Origin of the sequence: Neobittarella massiliensis (ex Bilen et al. 2018) (assembly GCF_900289145.1) — a bacterium.
GTDB lineage: Bacteria > Bacillota > Clostridia > Oscillospirales > Ruminococcaceae > Neobittarella > Neobittarella massiliensis.
On sequence record NZ_OKQO01000002.1, the window covers coordinates 53,323 to 71,556 of the forward strand.

Sequence of the window (18,234 nt, forward strand, 5' to 3'; positions counted from 1 at the left end):
ACTAATTTTATGAAAAAAGCCCGCATATCGCCGCCTGCCGGCGACCGAGAGACGAGAATGATGAGGGGGAAAAGATACATGCCCATACAACCCAGTGAACAGCGGCCCAAACAGCCGGTGCGCTATACACGCCCCAGCGATGCACAGCTAAAAAAGCGGCTCACGCCCCAGCAGTTTGCCGTGGTGCGCAAAGACCATACCGAGGAACCCTACAGCAGCAGTTATTGGCAGGAGCAGCGGCCCGGCATCTATGTCGATATCGCCACCGGCGAGCCGCTCTTTTGTTCCAACGACAAATTTGACGCCGGCTGCGGATGGCCCAGCTTTACTCGCCCCATCCGGCAAGACCTGCTGGAGGAACGGCCCGATCACTCGCTGGGCATGTGCCGCACCGAGGTGCGCAGCAAGCTGGGCGACAGCCACCTGGGCCACGTCTTTGACGATGGCCCGGCCGAGCGCGGCGGCCTGCGCTACTGCATCAACGCCGCCGCACTGCGCTTTATCCCCAAAAGTGAGATGCAGCGCGCCGGTTACGGCTATCTGTTACCGCTGGTCGACGGCTGAACCGCCAGCCTTTTTTAAAATGTCAAAGCACAGGGCCGCTATCCATGCGGGCGGCCCTGTGCTTTTTATTTCTCTCTCACGAGTGGTGCGGGTGCTGGCTGTTGCGGGCAAAGCGCCGCTTGAACAGGTCGATGAAGCCCCGCGGTTTAAAGGGGCAGATGGGGGAGAGGTAGCGGTCTCTGGTGATGGTAGAATTGACCGCGGCCATGATAAAGATCAGCACCAGCCCGGCGCCAAAGCCCCAAATACCAAACGCCCAGGTCAGCACCAAAAGCCCCATGCGGCAAAATTTGATCGAGTAGCCCAGCTCGATGCTCGGCTGAGAAAAGGTGGCGATGGCCACGAACGACATGTAGAAGATCGTCTGCGGGATCGCCACCCCCGACTGCACCGCAAAATCACCCAGTATCAGCCCGCCGACGATGCTAAATGAACTCGAGAGCACCGAAGGGGTGTTGATGCTGGCCAGCCGCAGCCCATCGATGGCGAACTCGATGAGGATGAGCTGCAGCACGATGGGCAGCGCCGAGGTGTTCTCCACCTTTAAAAACGAAAATAGCGATGGGATCTTGTCGGGGTAGTGCAGCGCCAGCATCCACACCGGGGTGATGAGCATGGTGACAAAGGCAGTGGAGATGCGGATCATCTTCATATACCACCCCACCAGCGGCGGAAAATAGAAGTCGTCGGCCTCCTGGGTAAAGTCTACCAGCCGGGTGGGCAAAATGATCGAGGTGGGGCAGTTGTCCACCAGCAGCACCACCCGCCCCTCCACCAGGTTGGCGGCGGTCACGTCCGGGCGCTCGCTGTTGCGCACCTTGGGGAACGGGTTGAGCGATGGCCGCGGCAACAGCAGCTCCACCAGGTTCTGCTGGTTGATGATCTCGTTTTTTACATCCAGCTGCTGCAGGCGCTCCCGCAGCGACTGCAGCAGTTTTTCATCGGCTTTGCCGCCGATATAGCCCACCACGACGTCGGTCTTCGACTGCGCCCCCACCGAGAAGATCTCAAACACCAGCTTGGGGTCGCGGATGCGGCGGCGGATCAGAGCGGTATTGAATACCACCGTCTCGGTAAAGCCGTCGCGGCTGCCCCGCAGCACCTTGTCCTTTTCCGGCTCGTCAACGCCTCTGGCCGGGTAGGTGCGGGTATCTAAAACGATGCAGCCCTCCAGCCCCTCTATAAGCATCAGCGCCGGCCCAGCCAGCAGGCTATCCACCGCCTTTTGGGGGTCTGTCTCTACCGTGTACTCCACATAGGGCATAAACTGGTCGCCAAATTGTTCCAGCGACTGCAGCCGGTCCATCTGCTCTTTTTTGATAGAGTACCAAAACTGCATGATGCGCTGCAGCAGGTCGTCCTTTACAAAGCCGTCGACAAAGTACATCGTGCACTGCCGCTGGCCGATAACGATGGCTTTTTCCAGCAGGTCAAAGCTCTTTTTCATGGGCAACAGGGCCCGCAGCTCGTCAGGTCTCACAGCACTCACCTCCAACAGTCAGTCTGCCCGGTAAAAAGTTGCCCTATGCAGCGCGTGTCATTGCCAGCAGTCCGCTGCACATGCTAAAATAAAACCAATGTGAAAGATGTGATCGTGTAGATAGGGAGGTGACTTGACCGTGGAGGATAAGCTGCTCGACAGCTGCCCAGCCGCGATCCGCCAGCGCTTGCTGGCCCGCAGTTTTGACCCGGGCGAACTGCTGCTCTTGCAGGGAGAGCAGGAGCACTGGCTCTACCTGCTGCGGCAGGGCCAGGTAGAGATCTTCAAACAGCTGGCCGACGGGCGTCAGTTCTCGGTGGGGCTCATGCAGCCGGGGGTGCTCATCGGCGACCTGGAGGCGCTGGGCCAGCAGTCGGTGCTGCACACCGCCCGTGCAGTGACCGCCTGCGAAACGCTCTGTCTCACCCGGGAGGACTTTTTCGACTGGTGCCGGTCCAGCTGGCCCTTTTGCCGTCAGGTCATGGACCAGCTGGCCCAAAAAGTGGTGCTGCTCTCCCAGCAGGCGGCGCTCAACAGCTGCGCCACTCTCGACCAGATCCTGCTCCTAGAACTGGCCCAGGCGGCCCAGCGCGGCCAGTCACAGCTCGACAAAGCGCATGTGGTCTGGCAGATGGCCGCCGCCCCCCGCAGCACCAACCGGGTGCTGGCCCGCTTTCGCCAGCAGGGGTTTATCGATGTCGACCGCACCGCCATCACCATTCTCGACCGCGCCGCCCTGTTCGCACAGGCCCGCCGCGCCGGGCTCTCCTGCCAAAACGGCCACTGGCGATTTATACAATAACAGCGCCGCATTTTAGGCGCCTTATCGGACCTGGGTCCTTGCCGGGGGCAGCGGCCCCAGTCTATCATGATAGGTGTAAACAGCGCTGCGCCCGGCGCGGTGCCCACCTAATAACAGAAAGGCGGCAATGCGACATGATCACCCAGATTTACTCCATCCAAACCGTAGAAGAGGCGCTGGCCTGCATCGAGGCCGGGGCCGACCATCTCGGCCTGCTGCCCGAGCAGCTGGAAGACGGCAAGCCCATCCCCTGCGGGGTGCCCAAGTCGGTCTGCCACGATATCCTAAACGCCTGCCGCGGCAGAGCGGTGCTCTCTTTCCTATCGGTTAACGACGACCCCCAGTTTTACTACGACATGGCCAGCGAGTACCACCCCGACATCATCCACGTCACCGGCAAGCGCTTTTTCGTCAGCGAGCCGTTCGTCAAAAAGATCAAAGAGCTCTCGCCCGGCACCCGGGTCATGCAGGCGGTGCCCATGACCGGCCCCGAGGCGGTGGATTTTGCCAAGAAATACGCCCAGTGGGCAGACCTGCTCATTTTAGACTCGGTGGCGCCGGACCACGATGAGATCGGCGCGGCCGGCGTCACCCACGACTGGGATCTCGATCGCCAGATCGTGGAGTCGGTCGATGTCCCGGTCATCATCGCCGGCGGCCTGGGCCCCGACAACGTGGCCGCCGCCATCGAGCACGTCCGCCCCTGGGGCGTCGACTCGCTCACCAAGACCGATGAGTTCCTGCCCGACGGCACGCGCCTGCAGAAAAAAGATATCGCCAAAGTGCGGGCTTTCTGTCAGGCGGCCAAAGCGGCCGGGAGGTGAGCGGCGGTGCCACAAAATAGAGCCGGCGTCCTCTGCGTGGGGGATATAAACGCCGATATCAACATCGACCGCCGGGCCGTCAAGACCGTCACCCAGAGCGCCGAGGACCTGATGCGCGGCGGTTCGGTGGGCAATAAAGGCATGCTCTGCCCCGGCGGCACAGCGGCCAACACCGCAGTGGGCCTGGGTCGGCTGGGCACCCGCGTGGCCATCGCCGGCCTCATCGGGGCCGATGGCTTTGGCCAATTCTCCATCGACCACCTCGAAAAGGACGGGGTGGACACCAGCCATCTGGTGCGTCTGCCCGGCGGCTTTACCATGGTCACCGTCAACATCTTCGACCAAAACGGCGACCGCGAACTGAGCTTTGCCTTCCCCGAGCAGGGGGCGGCTTTCACACTGCTCACCCCCGATCACCTGCCCGATGCGCTGCTGGCGCAGTTCTCGGTATTTTACACCACCGGGGTGCCCATCCTGTTCGACCCCACCCGCAGCACGCTCATCGACTGTATGCACCGCTGCCATAAACTGGGGGTCACGGTGGCCTTCGACCTCAATATGCGTGTCGAGGCCCACGGCTATACCGACGATATCCGCCGCGCCTTCGAACAGGCCGCCGCCGCGAGCGACATCCTGTTCGGCTCTGCCACCCAGGAGCTGCCCATCTTGACCGGCTGCACCGCCTGGGTGCAGGCAGCGCAGAAGTTGCGCCGGAGCTGCCGGGTGGTAGTGAGCAAAAACGGCGCCGCCGGAGCGGCGGTGTTCGGCCCCGGCGAGAGCTGCCAAATGCCGGCCTTCCCGGTATCGGTAAAAGACACGCTGGGCGCCGGCGACGCCTTTAACGCCGGGTTCCTCACCGCCTATGTGCAAAACAAGTCCCTGCGCGACTGCCTGCTGTGGGGCAGTGCCGCCGCCGGCTACTCCATCCAGTTTACCGGCAGCCGCACCACCCCCAACAGCCGGCAACTGGCCGCTTTTATGGCCGAGCACGCCGATATCGCCGCTCAGATCGGCCCGGTCGCTGTCTAGCATACAAAAAGAGCACCTCTCAAGAGCGCACCGGTGACCTCGTGTCCCCGGTGCGCTCTTTCTTGGCCCGCCGCCGGCGCACGGCAGCGAAAAACGGCCAAAAGACGAGGATGGACGATTTTGACGGCCCTTTCGGTTGACAGCACCCCGTCAAAAATAGTAGAATGTTTTTAAGAAAACTATACAGAAATCAAAGTCAGCCGGTACTCTTGTCAGAGCACCGGCTGTAAATTGGGAGTGTGCAAATGGTCAGGAGCATGACCGGTTACGGCCGCAGCCAACAGCAGCTGGGCGGCTACGACATTTTGGTAGAGCTCAAGAGCGTCAATCACCGCTATTTCGAGTTCGCCTGCAAGACCCCCCGCATGTACGGCTACCTGGAGGATAAACTCAAGGCGCTGGTCTCGTCGCAGGTCTCCCGCGGCAAGATCCAGCTCAACCTCTATCTCCAGGCCATCCAGGGGCAAGATACCCATATCGCCGTCGATCGGGCGGTGGCCGCCGGCTATGTGCAGGCGCTGCGCGGCGTGCAGCAGGAGCTGCAGGTGCGCGATGACCTCTCGCTGTGCGACGTGGCCCGCTTCCCCGATGTGTTTCTGGTGCAGCGCGCCCAGGAGGACCCCCAGCAGGTGTGGCAGCTGGTGAGCCAGGTGGCCGCCGCCGCGCTGGAGGAGTTTTGCACCATGCGGCAAAAAGAAGGCGCCCGCATGGCAGAAGACATCACCTGCCGCGCGACGCGGGTGGGCCAGCTGGTCGACGAGATCGAGGTGCTCTCCCCCCAGACGGTACAGGCATATCGGCAGCGCCTGCAGGCCAAACTGCAAGAGATACTGGAGAGCCGCCAGATCGACGAGGCCCGCATCCTCACCGAGGCGGCCATCTTCGCCGACAAGGTGGCGGTGGACGAGGAGGTCGTGCGGCTGCGCAGCCACATCCGCTCGCTGGAGGAGATCTTTGCCGCCGGCGGCGCCGTGGGCCGCAAGCTCGACTTTTTGGTACAGGAATTTAACCGCGAGGCCAATACCATCGGCTCCAAGTGCTCCGATATGGCCGTCACCAAGCTGGTAGTCGAGCTCAAGAGCGAGATCGAGAAGATGCGCGAACAGGTGCAAAACATCGAGTGACGGCCCCAGCGGCAGGAGAAACAGCATGAAATTACTCAACATAGGCTTTGGCAACATGGTCTCGGCCTCCCGCCTGGTGGCGGTGGTCAGCCCCGAGTCGGCCCCCATCAAGCGCATCATTCAGGAGGCCCGCGACAAAGGCCTGCTCATCGACGCCACTTACGGGCGGCGCACCCGCGCGGTCATCGTCACCGACAGCGACCACGTGGTGCTCTCGGCCATCCAACCCGAGACCATAGCCGGCCGGCTCGACGAAAAACAGGAACTCATAGAGGAGGTACAGTTGGAAGATGGGCAGTGACAGCAGGGGTATTTTATACGTGCTCTCCGGGCCCTCGGGCTCGGGCAAAGGAACGGTCATCCGCCATATGCTGCAGCAGGATGCCGACCGCTTCGCCTTTTCGGTGTCGGCTACCACCCGCAGCCCCCGCCCCGGCGAGATCGACGGCAAAGACTATTTTTTCATCACCCGCCAGGATTTTGAAAACAAGATAGCCAGCGGCGAGATGCTGGAGTACGTGGAGTACTGCGGCAACTACTACGGCACGCCCCGCGCCCCGGTCGAAGAGACCCTGCGCCAGGGCCGCGACATGCTGCTGGAGATCGAGGTGACCGGCGGCAAGAACGTAAAGCGCCTGCTGCCCGAGGCGGTGCTCATCTTCATCGCTCCGCCCAGCATCAAAGAGCTGCGCGAGCGCCTCACCGGCCGCGGGACCGAGGACAGCGCCACCATCGAGCGCCGCCTCGAAGTGGCCAGAAGCGAGCTGGGTGAGTACGTCAACTACGACTACCTGGCCCTAAACGATACAGTGGAGCAATGCGTGGGCCGCATCGGTGCCATCATGCAGGCCGAAAAGACCGCCACCACGCGCATGCGTGCATTTATGGAAAGAGTGATACAACATGTCTAATACCAAAAGAGAGACCAATATGCTGCGCCCGGCCATGTCCGAGCTGTTAGAGCCCAACCAGAGCTACTACTCGCTGGTGGTGGCCGTCGCCAAACGCGCCCGCGAGATCTGCGAGGAGGCCGAGGAAGAAAAAGAGATCCTCACCGAAAAGCCGGTCAAGCTGGCGGTGGAGGAGTTTGCCGACGGCGAGTGCTCGGTGCGCCCGGCCACCCACCACGATAACGACTGAACACGATATCTATAGCAGGGGAGGGGCCAGCCCCTCCCCCTACGCCTTTTATGACCGATAGCGCCGGCGGCGAGCCGGCCAGCAGAGGGGGAAACGCCTGTGGACTATACCGGAAAAAAGGTGCTGCTGGGCATCACCGGCGGTATCGCCGCCTATAAGATGGCCAATGTGGCCAGCGCCCTGACCAAGCTGGGGGTCGACGTGCACGTCATCATGACCGAGAACGCCACCCAGTTCATCACCCCGCTCACCTTCGAGACCCTCACCAAAAACAAGACCTATATCGATACTTTCGACCGGCTGTTCTCCTGGGATGTCAAGCACATCTCGCTCAACACCGGGGCCGATCTGTTCGTGGTGGCCCCGGCCAGCGCCAACATCATCGGCAAATTTGCCGGCGGTATCGCCGACGATATGCTCACCACCACCTTTCTGGCCGCCACCTGCAAAAAGATCATCGCCCCGGCCATGAATACCGCCATGCTGCAAAACCCGGTGGTGCAAAAAAACATCCAGACGCTGCGCGACCTGGGCATGCTCATCCTGCAGCCCGGCAGCGGGCGGTTGGCCTGCGGCGACATAGGCGCCGGCCGTCTGCCCGAGCCCCCCGAGCTGGTGGACTGTATCCTGCGCCAGCTCGAGCAGCGGCAAGACCTGGCCGGCAAACGCATACTGGTGACCGCCGGCCCCACCCGCGAGTTCTTAGACCCGGTGCGCTTTATCTCCAACCGCTCCACCGGCAAAATGGGCTATGCCATCGCCGACTGTGCCCGCCGCCGCGGGGCCGAGGTCACGCTGGTCACCGGCAAAGTACAGCTGACCCCGCCGCCGGGGGTGGCGGTGGTGCCCATCGATTCGGCCAGCCAGATGTACGAGGCGGTGATGACCCGGCTGCCGGCACAGGATATCATCGTCAAAGCCGCCGCCGTGGCCGACTTCACCCCGGCGCAGTTTGCCGACGATAAGATCAAAAAGTCTCAGTCCGACGGCACGCTGCAACTGGTGCGCACCAAAGATATCCTAAAAGAGGTGGGCCACGCCGCCGCTCCAGGCCAGGTGGTCTGCGGCTTTTCCATGGAGACTCGCGACCTCATCGAGAACTCCCGCAAAAAACTCGACAGCAAGCACTGCGACCTCATCGTCGCCAACAGCTTAAAACAGCCCGGCGCCGGGTTCGGCGTCGACACCAATGTGGCCACGCTGCTGTCTAAAGACGAGGAGCTGCCGCTGCCGCTCATGAGCAAAGAGGAGCTGGCCGACCGCCTGCTGGATAAACTGCTGGCCATCTACCGGCAAAAAAATCCCGCCGCGCAGTGATCGGTGATCGGCGCGCGCTAGGCCGGCAGTACCGGACCGTGGGTGGCGCGCGGCAACTTGTGCCCGGCCTGTTTATCCGATCGCCTGCATGTCGGCATACCGGCCCGATGTGCGCGTGCGCGATCGGGAGGAAAGATCGTTACCACACTTAAAAGCAGCCCGTGCCGCTCTATGCCGCTTTCGGTGTCGGCTGTACGCGCTGTCAAAAAAGGGGGGCGGCCATTGTCCGCGGCAAAACGTATAGCGACGGTAGCGGTGGACGGTGCCGCTTTCTACTTTGACCGGGGCTACAGCTATCTCGTACCCGACGAGCTGGCTCCCCAGGTGCGCCGCGGCGCCCGGGTCACGGTGCCTTTTGGCCGCGGGGGCCGGGTGCGCAGTGCGCTGGTGCTCTCCTGCGAGGATAGAGATGCGTGCGACTGTGCCGGCTACAAAACGATCGCCACTGTGTACGACAGCGAATTGTGCGACAGCCCCGAGCTGTTGGACCTCATCGACTACTTAAAAGAGTCCACCTTCTGCACCTGGTACGACGCGGCCAAAGCCATTTTGCCCGCCGGGGCCGGGGTGCACATCCGCGAGTACCTGCAGCTCACCGCCCCCGATACCGCCCCCCGGTCCGAGACCGAGGCCCGGGTGCTCGACTGTCTGGCCGCACAGGGCGGCCGGGCCGAGCTGCGGGCGCTGTGCCGCCAGCTGGAGCTGGAGCCCGGCGACCGCGCGATCGCTGAGCTCCTGCGCCGGGGGGCGCTGCTCAAAACGGCCGAGAACCGCCGCCGCTACGTCAGCGACCAAGCCACCAGCATCGCCGCCACCGCCGGCTATTCGGGCAAGCTCACCGCCAAACAGCAGCAGCTCTACCAGCTGCTGGCTCCCTGCGGCAATACCGGTATGCCGCTGCGCGCGGCGCTGTACCAGACCGGGGTCACCCGCTCGGTGGCCGACCGGCTGGTGCGCGCCGGCGCCGCCCGCTACTTCGAGCAGTACGACTACAAAGAGGTGTTCACTGTAGAAAGCGGCGGCGAGCAGCCGGTGCAGCTCACCTGCGCCCAGCAGCAGATCGCCGCTGATATCCGGGGCCGTATGGACAGCGGCAGCTGGGGCTGCGACCTGCTCTACGGGGTCACCGGCTCCGGTAAAACGGTGGTGTTCGTCGACCTCATCCGCCACGCGCTCGAGCAGGGGCGGCAGGCTATGCTGCTGGTGCCCGAGATCTCGCTCACCCCCCAGGTGATCACCCGCTTTAAAAAGCTCTTTGGCCAGCGGGTGGCGGTCATCCACTCGGCGCTCTCGGTGGGCCAGCGGCTCAGCGAGTACCGGCGCATCCGTCAAAAAGAGGCCGATATCGTCATCGGCACCCGCTCGGCAGTGTTTGCCCCACTCGAAAACATCGGTCTCATCGTCCTCGACGAGGAGCAGGAGAGCAGCTATCACTCCGACTCGGCCCCCCGCTACCACGCCCGCGATGTGGCCTGCTGGCGGGCCCGCCGCCACGGTGCCCAGGTGGTGCTGGCCTCGGCCACCCCCAGCATCGACACCTATTACCGCGCCAAAAAAGGCGAGATCGCACTCTACCAGCTGCCGGCCCGCTACGCCGGTGCGCAGCTGCCCCAGGTACAGATGGTGGATATGCGGGCCGAGATGGCCGCCGGCGCGGTGGAAGATCTGTCGCGCCCCCTGCGCCGCGAGCTGCAAAAAAACCTGCAGGCCGGCAAGCAGAGCATCCTGCTGCTCAACCGCCGAGGGTACCACACCTCGGCCACCTGTCCCACCTGCGGGGCGGTGGCCAAGTGCCCCCACTGCGACATACCGCTCACCTATCACCGGGCCAACGGGCGGCTCATGTGCCATTACTGCGGCTACTCGGTGCCTATGGCCACCTGCTGTGACAACTGCGGCGAACCCCATCTGCGCCTGCTTGGCGCCGGCACCCAAAAGCTGGAGGACGAGCTGGAAAAGGCGCTGCCCGGGGCCCGCATCCTGCGTATGGACACCGATACCACCGCCTCCAAAAACGCCCACCGCACCTTTTTAGAGGCTTTTTCCCGCGGCGAATACGATGTGCTGGTGGGCACCCAGATGGTGGCCAAGGGGCTCGATTTTCCCGGCGTCACGCTGGTGGGGGTGCTGGGTATCGACAACCTTCTGGCCGGCACCAGCTACCAGAGCTACGAGCGCTGTTTTTCACTGGTCACCCAGGTGGTGGGCCGCGGCGGCCGCGGGGCCGATGCCGGCCGCGCCATCCTGCAGACCTTCGACCCGCAAAACCGGGTGCTGCAGCTGGCCGCCAAGCAGGACTACGACACCTTCGCTACGGAGGAGCTGCAGGCCCGCCGCTATCTGCTCTATCCGCCCTACTGCCACATGGCCATGTTCTCGCTCTCGGCCACCCAGCGCGAGAGCTGCCTGCAGGCCGGCCGGGCGCTGATGGAGATACTGGGTCAGCTGGCCACCGGCGAGTATGCGGGGCTGCCGCTGCGGCTCATGGGCCCCACCCCGTTTCTGGTCGAGCGGGTCGGCGACCGCTACCGCTACAAGATCATCGCCAAGTGCCGCAAAGACGCCCGCACCCGCCAGCTGTTTCGCACCGCGATCCTGCAGCTGGCCGAGCAAAAAAAGCTGTTCGGGGTGCGTTTAGCAGTCGATTTCTGGCCGCAAGGCGAGATTTAAGGCCCGAAGTAACAGTTTATTAACAATTGAGAAACCAAACCGCATCCGCCCGGATGCTATAATAAGAGCACTGCAAAAGTACTGCGCAGCCGCATCGCACTGCGGTTTTACGGCATATTTACCGGGGCGCGCCCCACAGATATAGGAGATGAAACGATGGCATACCGCAATATTTTGACCAAAGAGCAGGAGATCCTGCGCAAAAAGAGCCGCCGGGTCGAGGTGTTCGACGACAAGCTGGCCACCCTGATCGACGACATGTATCAGACGCTGGAACAGGCCGAAGGCGCCGGCCTGGCCGCCCCGCAGGTAGGCGTTTTGCGCCGGGTAGTAGTCATCAATGTGGGCGATGGCCCCATGGAGCTGGTAAACCCCGAGATCCTCTGGACCGAGGGGGAGGATGACGGTCTGGAGGGCTGCCTGTCATTTCCCGGACAGTGGGGCTTTGTGGTGCGCCCGCATAAATTGCGGGTGCGCTTTCAGGACCGCACCGGCGCCGTGCACGAAGAGGAAGGCGAGGACCTGTTTGCCCGCTGCGTGTGCCACGAGCTGGACCATTTAGACGGCGTTTTGTATGTGGACAAAGCCGAGAAGATGCTCACCCAGGAAGAGCTGGAGGAGCTGGTGGCCGAGAAGCAGGCCGAGTACGAGGCCGAGCAGGAGCAGGCGCACTGAGCAGATAAGGGGGCCGATTTATGAACATCGTCTTTATGGGCACACCGGAGTTTGCTGCTGTCAGCCTGCAGGCGCTGGCCGACAGCGGGCACCGGGTCGTCGCCGCATTTACCCAGCCGGATAAGCCGGTCGGGCGCAAAAAAGTACTCACTGCACCGCCGGTCAAACAGCTGGCGCAACAGCTCGGCATCCCGGTATACCAGCCCACCTCGGTCAAAAAAGCCGAGACGATTGAACTGCTGGCCAGCCTGCAGCCCGACCTCATCGCCGTGGTGGCCTACGGCAAAATACTGCCTCAGCAGGTCATCGATCTGCCGCCGCTGGGCTGTATCAACGTCCACGGCTCGCTGCTGCCCAAATACCGGGGCGCCGCACCTATCCAGTGGTCGGTGATAAACGGGGAGAAGACGACGGGCGTCACCACTATGTATATGGACGCCGGTCTCGACACCGGCGACATGATCTACACCGACACCGTCGAGATCGGCGGGGACGAGACCTCCGGCCAGCTGTATCAGCGCCTGGCCAAGGTGGGGGCCGATCTGCTCCTCAAAACGCTCACGGGCATCGCCGACGGCACCGCGCCCCGTCAAAAGCAGGACGACAGTCAGTCCACCTACGCCCCCATGCTGGACAAGCAGATCGCCGAGCTCGACTTCTCGCTTACGGCACAGCAGGTACACGATCACATTCGCGGCCTAAATCCCTGGCCGGTAGCCCATACTTTTTTTGACGGCAAAAAGCTCAAGGTATTTTCCTCTCGGGTGATTTCGGGCGCTGCCGGCACCGCCGCCGGCCAGCTGACCGCCGACGGCACACTGCAGGTGGCCTGCGGCGACGGCGGAGTCGTAGCCCTGACAGATGTATTGCTCGAGGGGTCAAAGCGCATGAGCGCAGAGCAGTTCTTGCAGGGGCACGGTGCAAAGTGCCGCCGCGGGCTGCAGCTGGGCCGCAAAATGGGGGAATAGCCCCCAAAAAGGAGGGGCATACATGCCTTTTTTCTACTTTGACTACTACTATCTGCTGCTGGTGGTCCCCGCACTGCTCATCACCGTGTGGGCCCAGTACAAGGTAAAGTCCACCTTTGCCCGCTACGGCCGGGTGCTCTCCAGCCGTGGCATCAGCGGCAGCCGCGCGGCAGAGGATATCCTGCGCGGGGCCGGCCTTTACGATATCCGGGTCGAGCCGGTGGCCGGCAGCCTTACCGACCACTACGATCCGCGCGCCGGGGTCATCCGCCTCTCGCAGGATGTGTACGGTTCCACATCGGTGGCCTCCATCGGGGTCGCCGCACACGAGGCCGGGCATGCGCTGCAGCACGCCGAGCACTACGCGCCGCTAAAACTGCGCAATGCTATCATCCCACTCACCAATTTGGGCTCCACGCTGTCGATCCCGCTGGTGCTCATCGGCTATTTCATGGGCGCGCAGCCGCTGGTAACTGCCGGTATCGTGCTGTTTTCCCTGGTGGTGGTATTCCAGCTCATCACGCTGCCGGTAGAGTTTAACGCCTCCCGCCGGGCCATCGCCATCATCGGCCAACAGGCCATGCTCTCCAGCGAGGAGCTGCAGGGGGCCAAAAAGGTGCTCACCGCCGCCGCGCTCACCTATGTGGCGTCGCTCTTGGTATCGCTGGCCAACCTGTTGCGGCTGGTGCTGCTGTTCGGCCGCCGCCGCAACGACTAGATGCAAGCAAAAAGGAGGGCTGCACATGGCAGCTGGGCAACAAAACCCCCGACTGGTAGCCGTACAGGTGCTCACCCGGTGCGAGGACGGCGGCTACGTCGATGCAGCTCTCGATGCCGCCCTGCAAAAAAGCGGGCTGCCGGCCAAAGAGCGGGCGCTGTGCACCCGCATGGTCTATGGGGTCACCGCCGCCCGCCGTCGGCTGGATGCGCAGCTCGCAGGGTACTGTGCGGGCAAAAAGCTCACCCCGCCGATTTGTAACACGCTGCGGCTGGGCCTGTACCAGCTGCAGTCGATGGATGGGGTGCCCGATGCCGCCGCCGTCAACGAGACCGTGCGGCTGCCGGCTCTGCTGCGGCAAAAAAGCGCCACCGGTCTGGTCAATGCCGTGTTGCGCCGTTACCTGCGCGATGGCAAACCCACTTATAGCGGCAGCGACCTGTCGGTGCGCTATTCGGTAGAGCCCTGGATCGCCAAGATGTGGTGTAAGGCCTACGGAGAGGAGCAGACACGCCAGCTGCTGGCCCGTTTCGAGGGCGAGTTTCCCACGTTCATCCGGGTCAATACGCTCCGGACTACCGCCCCAGACCTGATCCGGCGTCTCTCTGATGAGGGGCTGACAGCCGAGCCCACCGCGCTGCCAAACTGCCTGCTCTTGCGTCGCACCGGCTACCTGCCGGAGCTGCCCAGCTTTGCCGAGGGGCTGTTTCATGTACAGGACCTCTCATCGCAGTACTGCTGCCAGGCGCTGGGCGCCCAGCCCGGCGACACGGTACTCGACTGCTGCGCCGCCCCCGGCGGCAAGAGCTTTACTGTCGCCCAGTACATGGGCGGCCAGGGGCGGCTCTGCTCTTTCGATATCTGGGCACAAAAACTGCCCAAGATCGAAGATGGCGCCCGGCGCCTGGGCATCACAAACCTCACTGCCGCCTGCCACGACGCCACCACCCCCTATACCGGGGTGCCGCTGGCCGACAAGATACTGTGCGACGTGCCCTGCTCGGGGTTGGGTATCCTGGGCAAAAAGCCCGACTTGCGCTACAAGCAGCGCGGCGAGATCAAAGATCTGCCCGATCTGCAGCTGCGCATCTTAAAACAGGCGGCAGAACAGCTGCGCCCCGGCGGCGTGCTGGTGTACTCCACCTGTACCCTCAGCCCCAACGAAAATCAGGGCGTGGTGGGCAAATTCCTGCGCGACTGCCCCGACTTTACCGCCGTCGATCTCACCGGTCTGTGTCCCGGCGCCGCCGTCACCGACGGCATGGCTACACTGCTGCCCCATCAAACGGGCAGCGACGGCTTTTTTATCGCCAAACTGAAAAGGGGAACCCCATGCAACAGATAAATGGTCTCTCTTATGCACAGGTAGAAGAGCTGGTCAAGGCGTGCGGCCAACCGGCCTACCGCGCCGGCCAGCTGTTTGGCTGGCTGCACCAAAAGCGCGCCGCCGCCTTCGAGGATATGAAAAACCTGCCCAAGGCCTTTCGCGAGCAGCTGGCAGAGCGCGGCACCATCGCCAAAGTGACCATCGAGAAAAAGCTGGTCTCCCAGCTCGACGGCACCGTAAAATACCTGTTTTCACTGCCCGACGGCGAGACGGTAGAATGCGTGGTCATGCGGTATAAGCACGGCCTGTCCATCTGTCTCTCCACCCAGGTGGGCTGCAAAATGGGCTGCAGTTTCTGCGCATCCACACTGGCCGGCTATGTGCGCGATCTCACCGCCGCCGAGATACTCGATCAGATCTACACTGCCGCCGATGATCTGGGCGAGCGCATCGGCAACATCGTGCTCATGGGCATCGGCGAGCCGCTGGACAACTACCAGAACGTGCTGGATTTTATCCGCCTGGTCACCGATAGCCGCGGTATGGATCTCAGCCCCCGGCACATCACACTTTCTACCTGCGGCATCGTGCCGGGTATTTTAAAGCTGGCCGATGAGGGGCTGCCCATCACGCTCTCCATCTCGCTGCACGCGCCAAACGACGTGCTGCGCGATCAGCTGATGCCGGTCAACCGCAAATACCGCATCCACCAGGTGCTCGCCGCCTGCCGCCAATTTGAGCAAAAGACCGGCCGCCGCATAAGCTTCGAGTATACGCTCATCGACGGGGTCAACGACAGCCGTGACTGCGCCCGGCAGCTGGCCGACCTGTGCCGCGGTCTCATGTGTCATGTGAACCTGATACCGGTCAATAAAGTACAGGAGACCGGCTACACACAGAGCCATCAGGTCACGCAATTTCAGGCCTGGCTGCAAGACCGGGGAGTCAACGCCACGGTACGGCGCACACTGGGGCAGGATATCAGTGCCGCCTGCGGCCAGCTGCGCCGCCAGAGCTTGCAACAGTAGTAGGAGGAGACAGTATGCTTAGGATCGTATCTCAAACCGATACCGGTGTTATGCGGCAGCAAAATCAAGACTGCGCCAAATCCGGCGCTCTGGCCGACGGGACCATCTGGTCGGTGGTGTGCGACGGTATGGGCGGCGCGGTGGGCGGCGCTATAGCCAGCAAACTGGTGGTCGACGCCTTCGAGCAGTCGGTGGACGAGGGCCTCGACCAGCTGCCCAGTGGGTCGCTCAAAAACTTTTTAGAGGTGGCCATCTCCCGGGCCAACAACTTGATGATCGACAAGATCATGGAGCAGCCCGAACTGGCTGGCATGGGCACCACGCTGGTGGCCTGTGTGGTCAAAGACTCGGTGGCACATATCGCCCATGTGGGCGATTCCCGCGCCTACTTACTGCAAAAAGACGATATCGTGCAGCTCACCCGCGACCACTCGATGGTACAGGTGCTGGTAGACCAGGGACAGATCTCGCCCGAAGAGGCCAAAAACCACCCCAAGCGCAACGTCATCACCCGGGCGGTGGGTATCAACCGCAACATAGATATCGACTACGACGAGATCCCTCTGCAGGATGGGGATATCCTGCTTTTGTGCACCGACGGGGTCACCGGTCATATCGATGACCGCGAACTCTGGCAGCTGGTGCGCGAACACGACTTTTTCGATGCGGCCCAGGCGCTCATCGACGAGGCCAACGCCCGCGGCGGCAGCGACAACTCCACTGCAGTTTTGATCGGTTAGGGGGCAGGTCACTATGGACAAATATATCGGAAAAAGACTGGATGGCCGCTACCTGGTGCAGGAGATCATCGGCATCGGCGGCATGGCCAACGTGTACAAAGCCACCGACCTGCTCGAGCAAAAAACAGTGGCGGTCAAGATCCTCAAAGACGAGTTTGCCGAGAACGAGGAGTTCATCCGCCGCTTTAAAAACGAGTCGCGGGCTATCGCCCTGCTCTCCCATCCCAACATCGTCAAGGTGTTCGATGTCAACTTTACCGACCGCATCAACTACATCGTCATGGAGCACATCGACGGCATCACTTTAAAAGAGTACATCCAGCAGCAGGGGGTGCTCACCTGGAAAGATGCCGTCCACTTCACGCAGCAGATATTGCGGGCGCTGCAACACGCTCACGACCGGGGCATCATCCACCGCGATATCAAGCCGCAGAACATCATGCTGCTGCCCGACGGTTCGCTCAAGGTGATGGATTTTGGCATCGCCCGCTTTGCCCGCAGCGAAAATCGCACCATCACCGATAAGGCCATCGGTTCGGTGCACTATATCAGCCCCGAGCAGGCCCGCGGTGACGAGACCGACGCCAAAGCCGATCTCTACTCCACCGGGGTCATCCTCTTCGAGATGCTCACCGGCCAGCTGCCTTTCGAGGCCGATACTGCCGTCAGTGTGGCCATTAAACAGATATCCGATAAACCGGTATCCCCCCGCTCTATCAACGCTGATATTCCCGAGGGGCTGGAGGAGATCACCTTAAAGGCCATGCAGAAAGATGTAAATCTGCGCTATCAGTCGGCCTCAGAGATGCTCCTGGATATCGAGGAGTTTAAAAAGAACCCCTCCATCAGCTTCCAGTACAAGTATTTCGTCGACGCCGAACCCACCAAATACGTAAACGCCATCGAAGACGTGCGTGAAAAGCAGACCCAGCCGCCAGAGGCCGGCAAAAAAACGTCCGGCGCCAAACCGGGCAAAAAAAAGGTCAACAATATGGTGGTGCTGGGCGGTGTGGCTGCAGCTTTTCTGGTGGCGGCGCTGCTGCTCATCATCGGCATGGTGCTGGTCAACACCGGCGTGTTCGGCGGCAAAAAGGTATCGGTCCCACAGGTGACCGGCCTCACCTATACCCAGGCCAAAGAGCAGTATAAAGACTACACCTTCAAAAAAGAAGAGGCCTACAGCGACAAGGTCGAAAAGGGGACCATCATCTCCCAATCGCCCCGCGCGGGCACCAAGATCAAAAAATCGCAGGCCATCACTGTAAAAGTCAGCAAGGGCCCCGAGGTGGTAAAGATCCCCGACCTCTCAAATGTCGAGGCCTCCAGCGCCCAGCGCCAGCTGGAAAAGATGGACCTGGTGGTGAGCGTCACCCGCGAAAAGAGCGACACGGTGCCGCTCAAGTACGTCATCCGTCTCGATCCCGAAGCGGGTACCGAGGTCAAAAAAGGCAGCACCGTAACACTGGTCGTCAGCGACGGGGCCGAAAAGGAAGAGGAGCCCCAGGATGAACTGGTCGAGGTGCCCAATCTCATAGGCCTGTCCGAGTCCAGCGCTCGCGCCGCACTGTCGGCCAAAGGGCTGACCATCGGCGGGGTAGAGAACGTCTACACCGACAGCGATGCCGACAAAGGCAAAGTCGTCAGCCAAAACCCCAGCAAAGGCATCCGAGTGGCCAAAGGTACGGTAGTCTCTATCCAGATCAGCGAGGGAAAAGAGCCCGCCGCCTCTTCGAGCCAGTCCAGCAGCTCTTCCTCCAGCTCCAGCTCGTCCAGCCAGTCCAGCTCCAGCTCCGGTTCCAGCGCTGACAGCGGCGAAGAAGGTGAGTAA

Annotated in this window: 18 protein-coding genes; 17 read left to right on the top strand and 1 reads right to left on the bottom strand. The window is 62.1% G+C overall.

What is annotated here, in order from left to right:
* Positions 1–78: 78 nt before the first annotated feature.
* Positions 79–564: a peptide-methionine (R)-S-oxide reductase MsrB gene (gene msrB, locus C6Y32_RS03040; RefSeq protein WP_207204800.1), complete on the top strand. Its 486-nt coding sequence runs from the start codon at positions 79–81 to the stop codon at positions 562–564.
* Between the two features lie 76 nt (positions 565–640).
* On the opposite strand, the gene C6Y32_RS03045 is transcribed toward msrB, so the two are convergent.
* On the bottom strand, positions 641–2,044 hold the full coding sequence (locus C6Y32_RS03045) for a spore germination protein (RefSeq protein WP_105203702.1): 1,404 nt from the start codon (positions 2,042–2,044) through the stop codon (positions 641–643).
* Positions 2,045–2,183: 139 nt separating this feature from the next.
* Between C6Y32_RS03045 and C6Y32_RS03050 the strand changes: the two genes are divergently transcribed.
* The 16 genes from C6Y32_RS03050 to pknB all read left to right on the top strand — a co-directional run bounded on the left by C6Y32_RS03050 (position 2,184) and on the right by pknB (position 18,234).
* Positions 2,184–2,846: a Crp/Fnr family transcriptional regulator gene (locus C6Y32_RS03050; protein ID WP_164998111.1), complete on the top strand. Its 663-nt coding sequence runs from the start codon at positions 2,184–2,186 to the stop codon at positions 2,844–2,846.
* Between the two features lie 134 nt (positions 2,847–2,980).
* Positions 2,981–3,670 carry a phosphoribosylanthranilate isomerase gene (locus tag C6Y32_RS03055; RefSeq protein WP_105203704.1) on the top strand — a complete coding sequence of 230 codons (690 nt, stop codon included), beginning with the start codon at positions 2,981–2,983 and terminating at the stop codon, positions 3,668–3,670.
* A gap of 6 nt (positions 3,671–3,676) precedes the next feature.
* Entirely contained in the window at positions 3,677–4,699 is a 1,023-nt protein-coding gene (locus C6Y32_RS03060) for a carbohydrate kinase family protein (RefSeq protein WP_105203705.1), read from the top strand.
* Positions 4,700–4,944: 245 nt separating this feature from the next.
* Positions 4,945–5,823, top strand: coding sequence for a YicC/YloC family endoribonuclease (locus C6Y32_RS03065; RefSeq protein WP_105203706.1), 879 nt, complete (start codon positions 4,945–4,947; stop codon positions 5,821–5,823).
* Between the two features lie 25 nt (positions 5,824–5,848).
* Positions 5,849–6,124, top strand: a complete 276-nt coding sequence (remA, locus tag C6Y32_RS03070; RefSeq protein WP_105203707.1) for an extracellular matrix/biofilm regulator RemA — start codon at positions 5,849–5,851, stop codon at positions 6,122–6,124.
* Positions 6,114–6,734 (top strand): guanylate kinase, encoded by a 621-nt coding sequence (gmk, locus tag C6Y32_RS03075; protein ID WP_105203708.1) that lies wholly within the window; start codon positions 6,114–6,116, stop codon positions 6,732–6,734. Before remA ends, gmk begins: the two co-directional genes overlap by 11 nt.
* Positions 6,727–6,963, top strand: a complete 237-nt coding sequence (gene rpoZ / locus C6Y32_RS03080) for a DNA-directed RNA polymerase subunit omega (protein ID WP_243206175.1) — start codon at positions 6,727–6,729, stop codon at positions 6,961–6,963. The genes gmk and rpoZ overlap by 8 nt, the downstream gene beginning before the upstream one ends.
* 99 nt (positions 6,964–7,062) lie before the next feature.
* Positions 7,063–8,280, top strand: coding sequence for a bifunctional phosphopantothenoylcysteine decarboxylase/phosphopantothenate--cysteine ligase CoaBC (gene coaBC / locus C6Y32_RS03085; RefSeq protein WP_105203709.1), 1,218 nt, complete (start codon positions 7,063–7,065; stop codon positions 8,278–8,280).
* Positions 8,281–8,502: 222 nt separating this feature from the next.
* Positions 8,503–10,950: a replication restart helicase PriA gene (gene priA / locus C6Y32_RS03090; RefSeq protein WP_105203710.1), complete on the top strand. Its 2,448-nt coding sequence runs from the start codon at positions 8,503–8,505 to the stop codon at positions 10,948–10,950.
* Positions 10,951–11,106: 156 nt separating this feature from the next.
* The gene (def, locus tag C6Y32_RS03095; RefSeq protein WP_105203711.1) at positions 11,107–11,625 is read left to right on the top strand and encodes a peptide deformylase; all 519 of its coding nucleotides are present in this window, start codon (positions 11,107–11,109) and stop codon (positions 11,623–11,625) included.
* A gap of 20 nt (positions 11,626–11,645) precedes the next feature.
* Positions 11,646–12,593, top strand: coding sequence for a methionyl-tRNA formyltransferase (gene fmt, locus C6Y32_RS03100; RefSeq protein ID WP_105203712.1), 948 nt, complete (start codon positions 11,646–11,648; stop codon positions 12,591–12,593).
* 22 nt (positions 12,594–12,615) lie between these two features.
* A complete protein-coding gene (locus C6Y32_RS03105; protein ID WP_105203713.1) occupies positions 12,616–13,311 on the top strand; it encodes a zinc metallopeptidase in 696 nt (231 codons plus the stop codon).
* A 25-nt stretch (positions 13,312–13,336) separates the two neighbouring features.
* A complete protein-coding gene (rsmB, locus tag C6Y32_RS03110) occupies positions 13,337–14,656 on the top strand; it encodes a 16S rRNA (cytosine(967)-C(5))-methyltransferase RsmB (RefSeq protein ID WP_164998112.1) in 1,320 nt (439 codons plus the stop codon).
* Positions 14,644–15,666, top strand: a complete 1,023-nt coding sequence (gene rlmN, locus C6Y32_RS03115) for a dual-specificity RNA methyltransferase RlmN (RefSeq protein WP_105203715.1) — start codon at positions 14,644–14,646, stop codon at positions 15,664–15,666. The genes rsmB and rlmN overlap by 13 nt, the downstream gene beginning before the upstream one ends.
* A gap of 14 nt (positions 15,667–15,680) precedes the next feature.
* The gene (locus tag C6Y32_RS03120) at positions 15,681–16,406 is read left to right on the top strand and encodes a Stp1/IreP family PP2C-type Ser/Thr phosphatase (protein WP_105203716.1); all 726 of its coding nucleotides are present in this window, start codon (positions 15,681–15,683) and stop codon (positions 16,404–16,406) included.
* Positions 16,407–16,419: 13 nt separating this feature from the next.
* Positions 16,420–18,234 (top strand): Stk1 family PASTA domain-containing Ser/Thr kinase, encoded by a 1,815-nt coding sequence (gene pknB / locus C6Y32_RS03125; RefSeq protein WP_105203717.1) that lies wholly within the window; start codon positions 16,420–16,422, stop codon positions 18,232–18,234.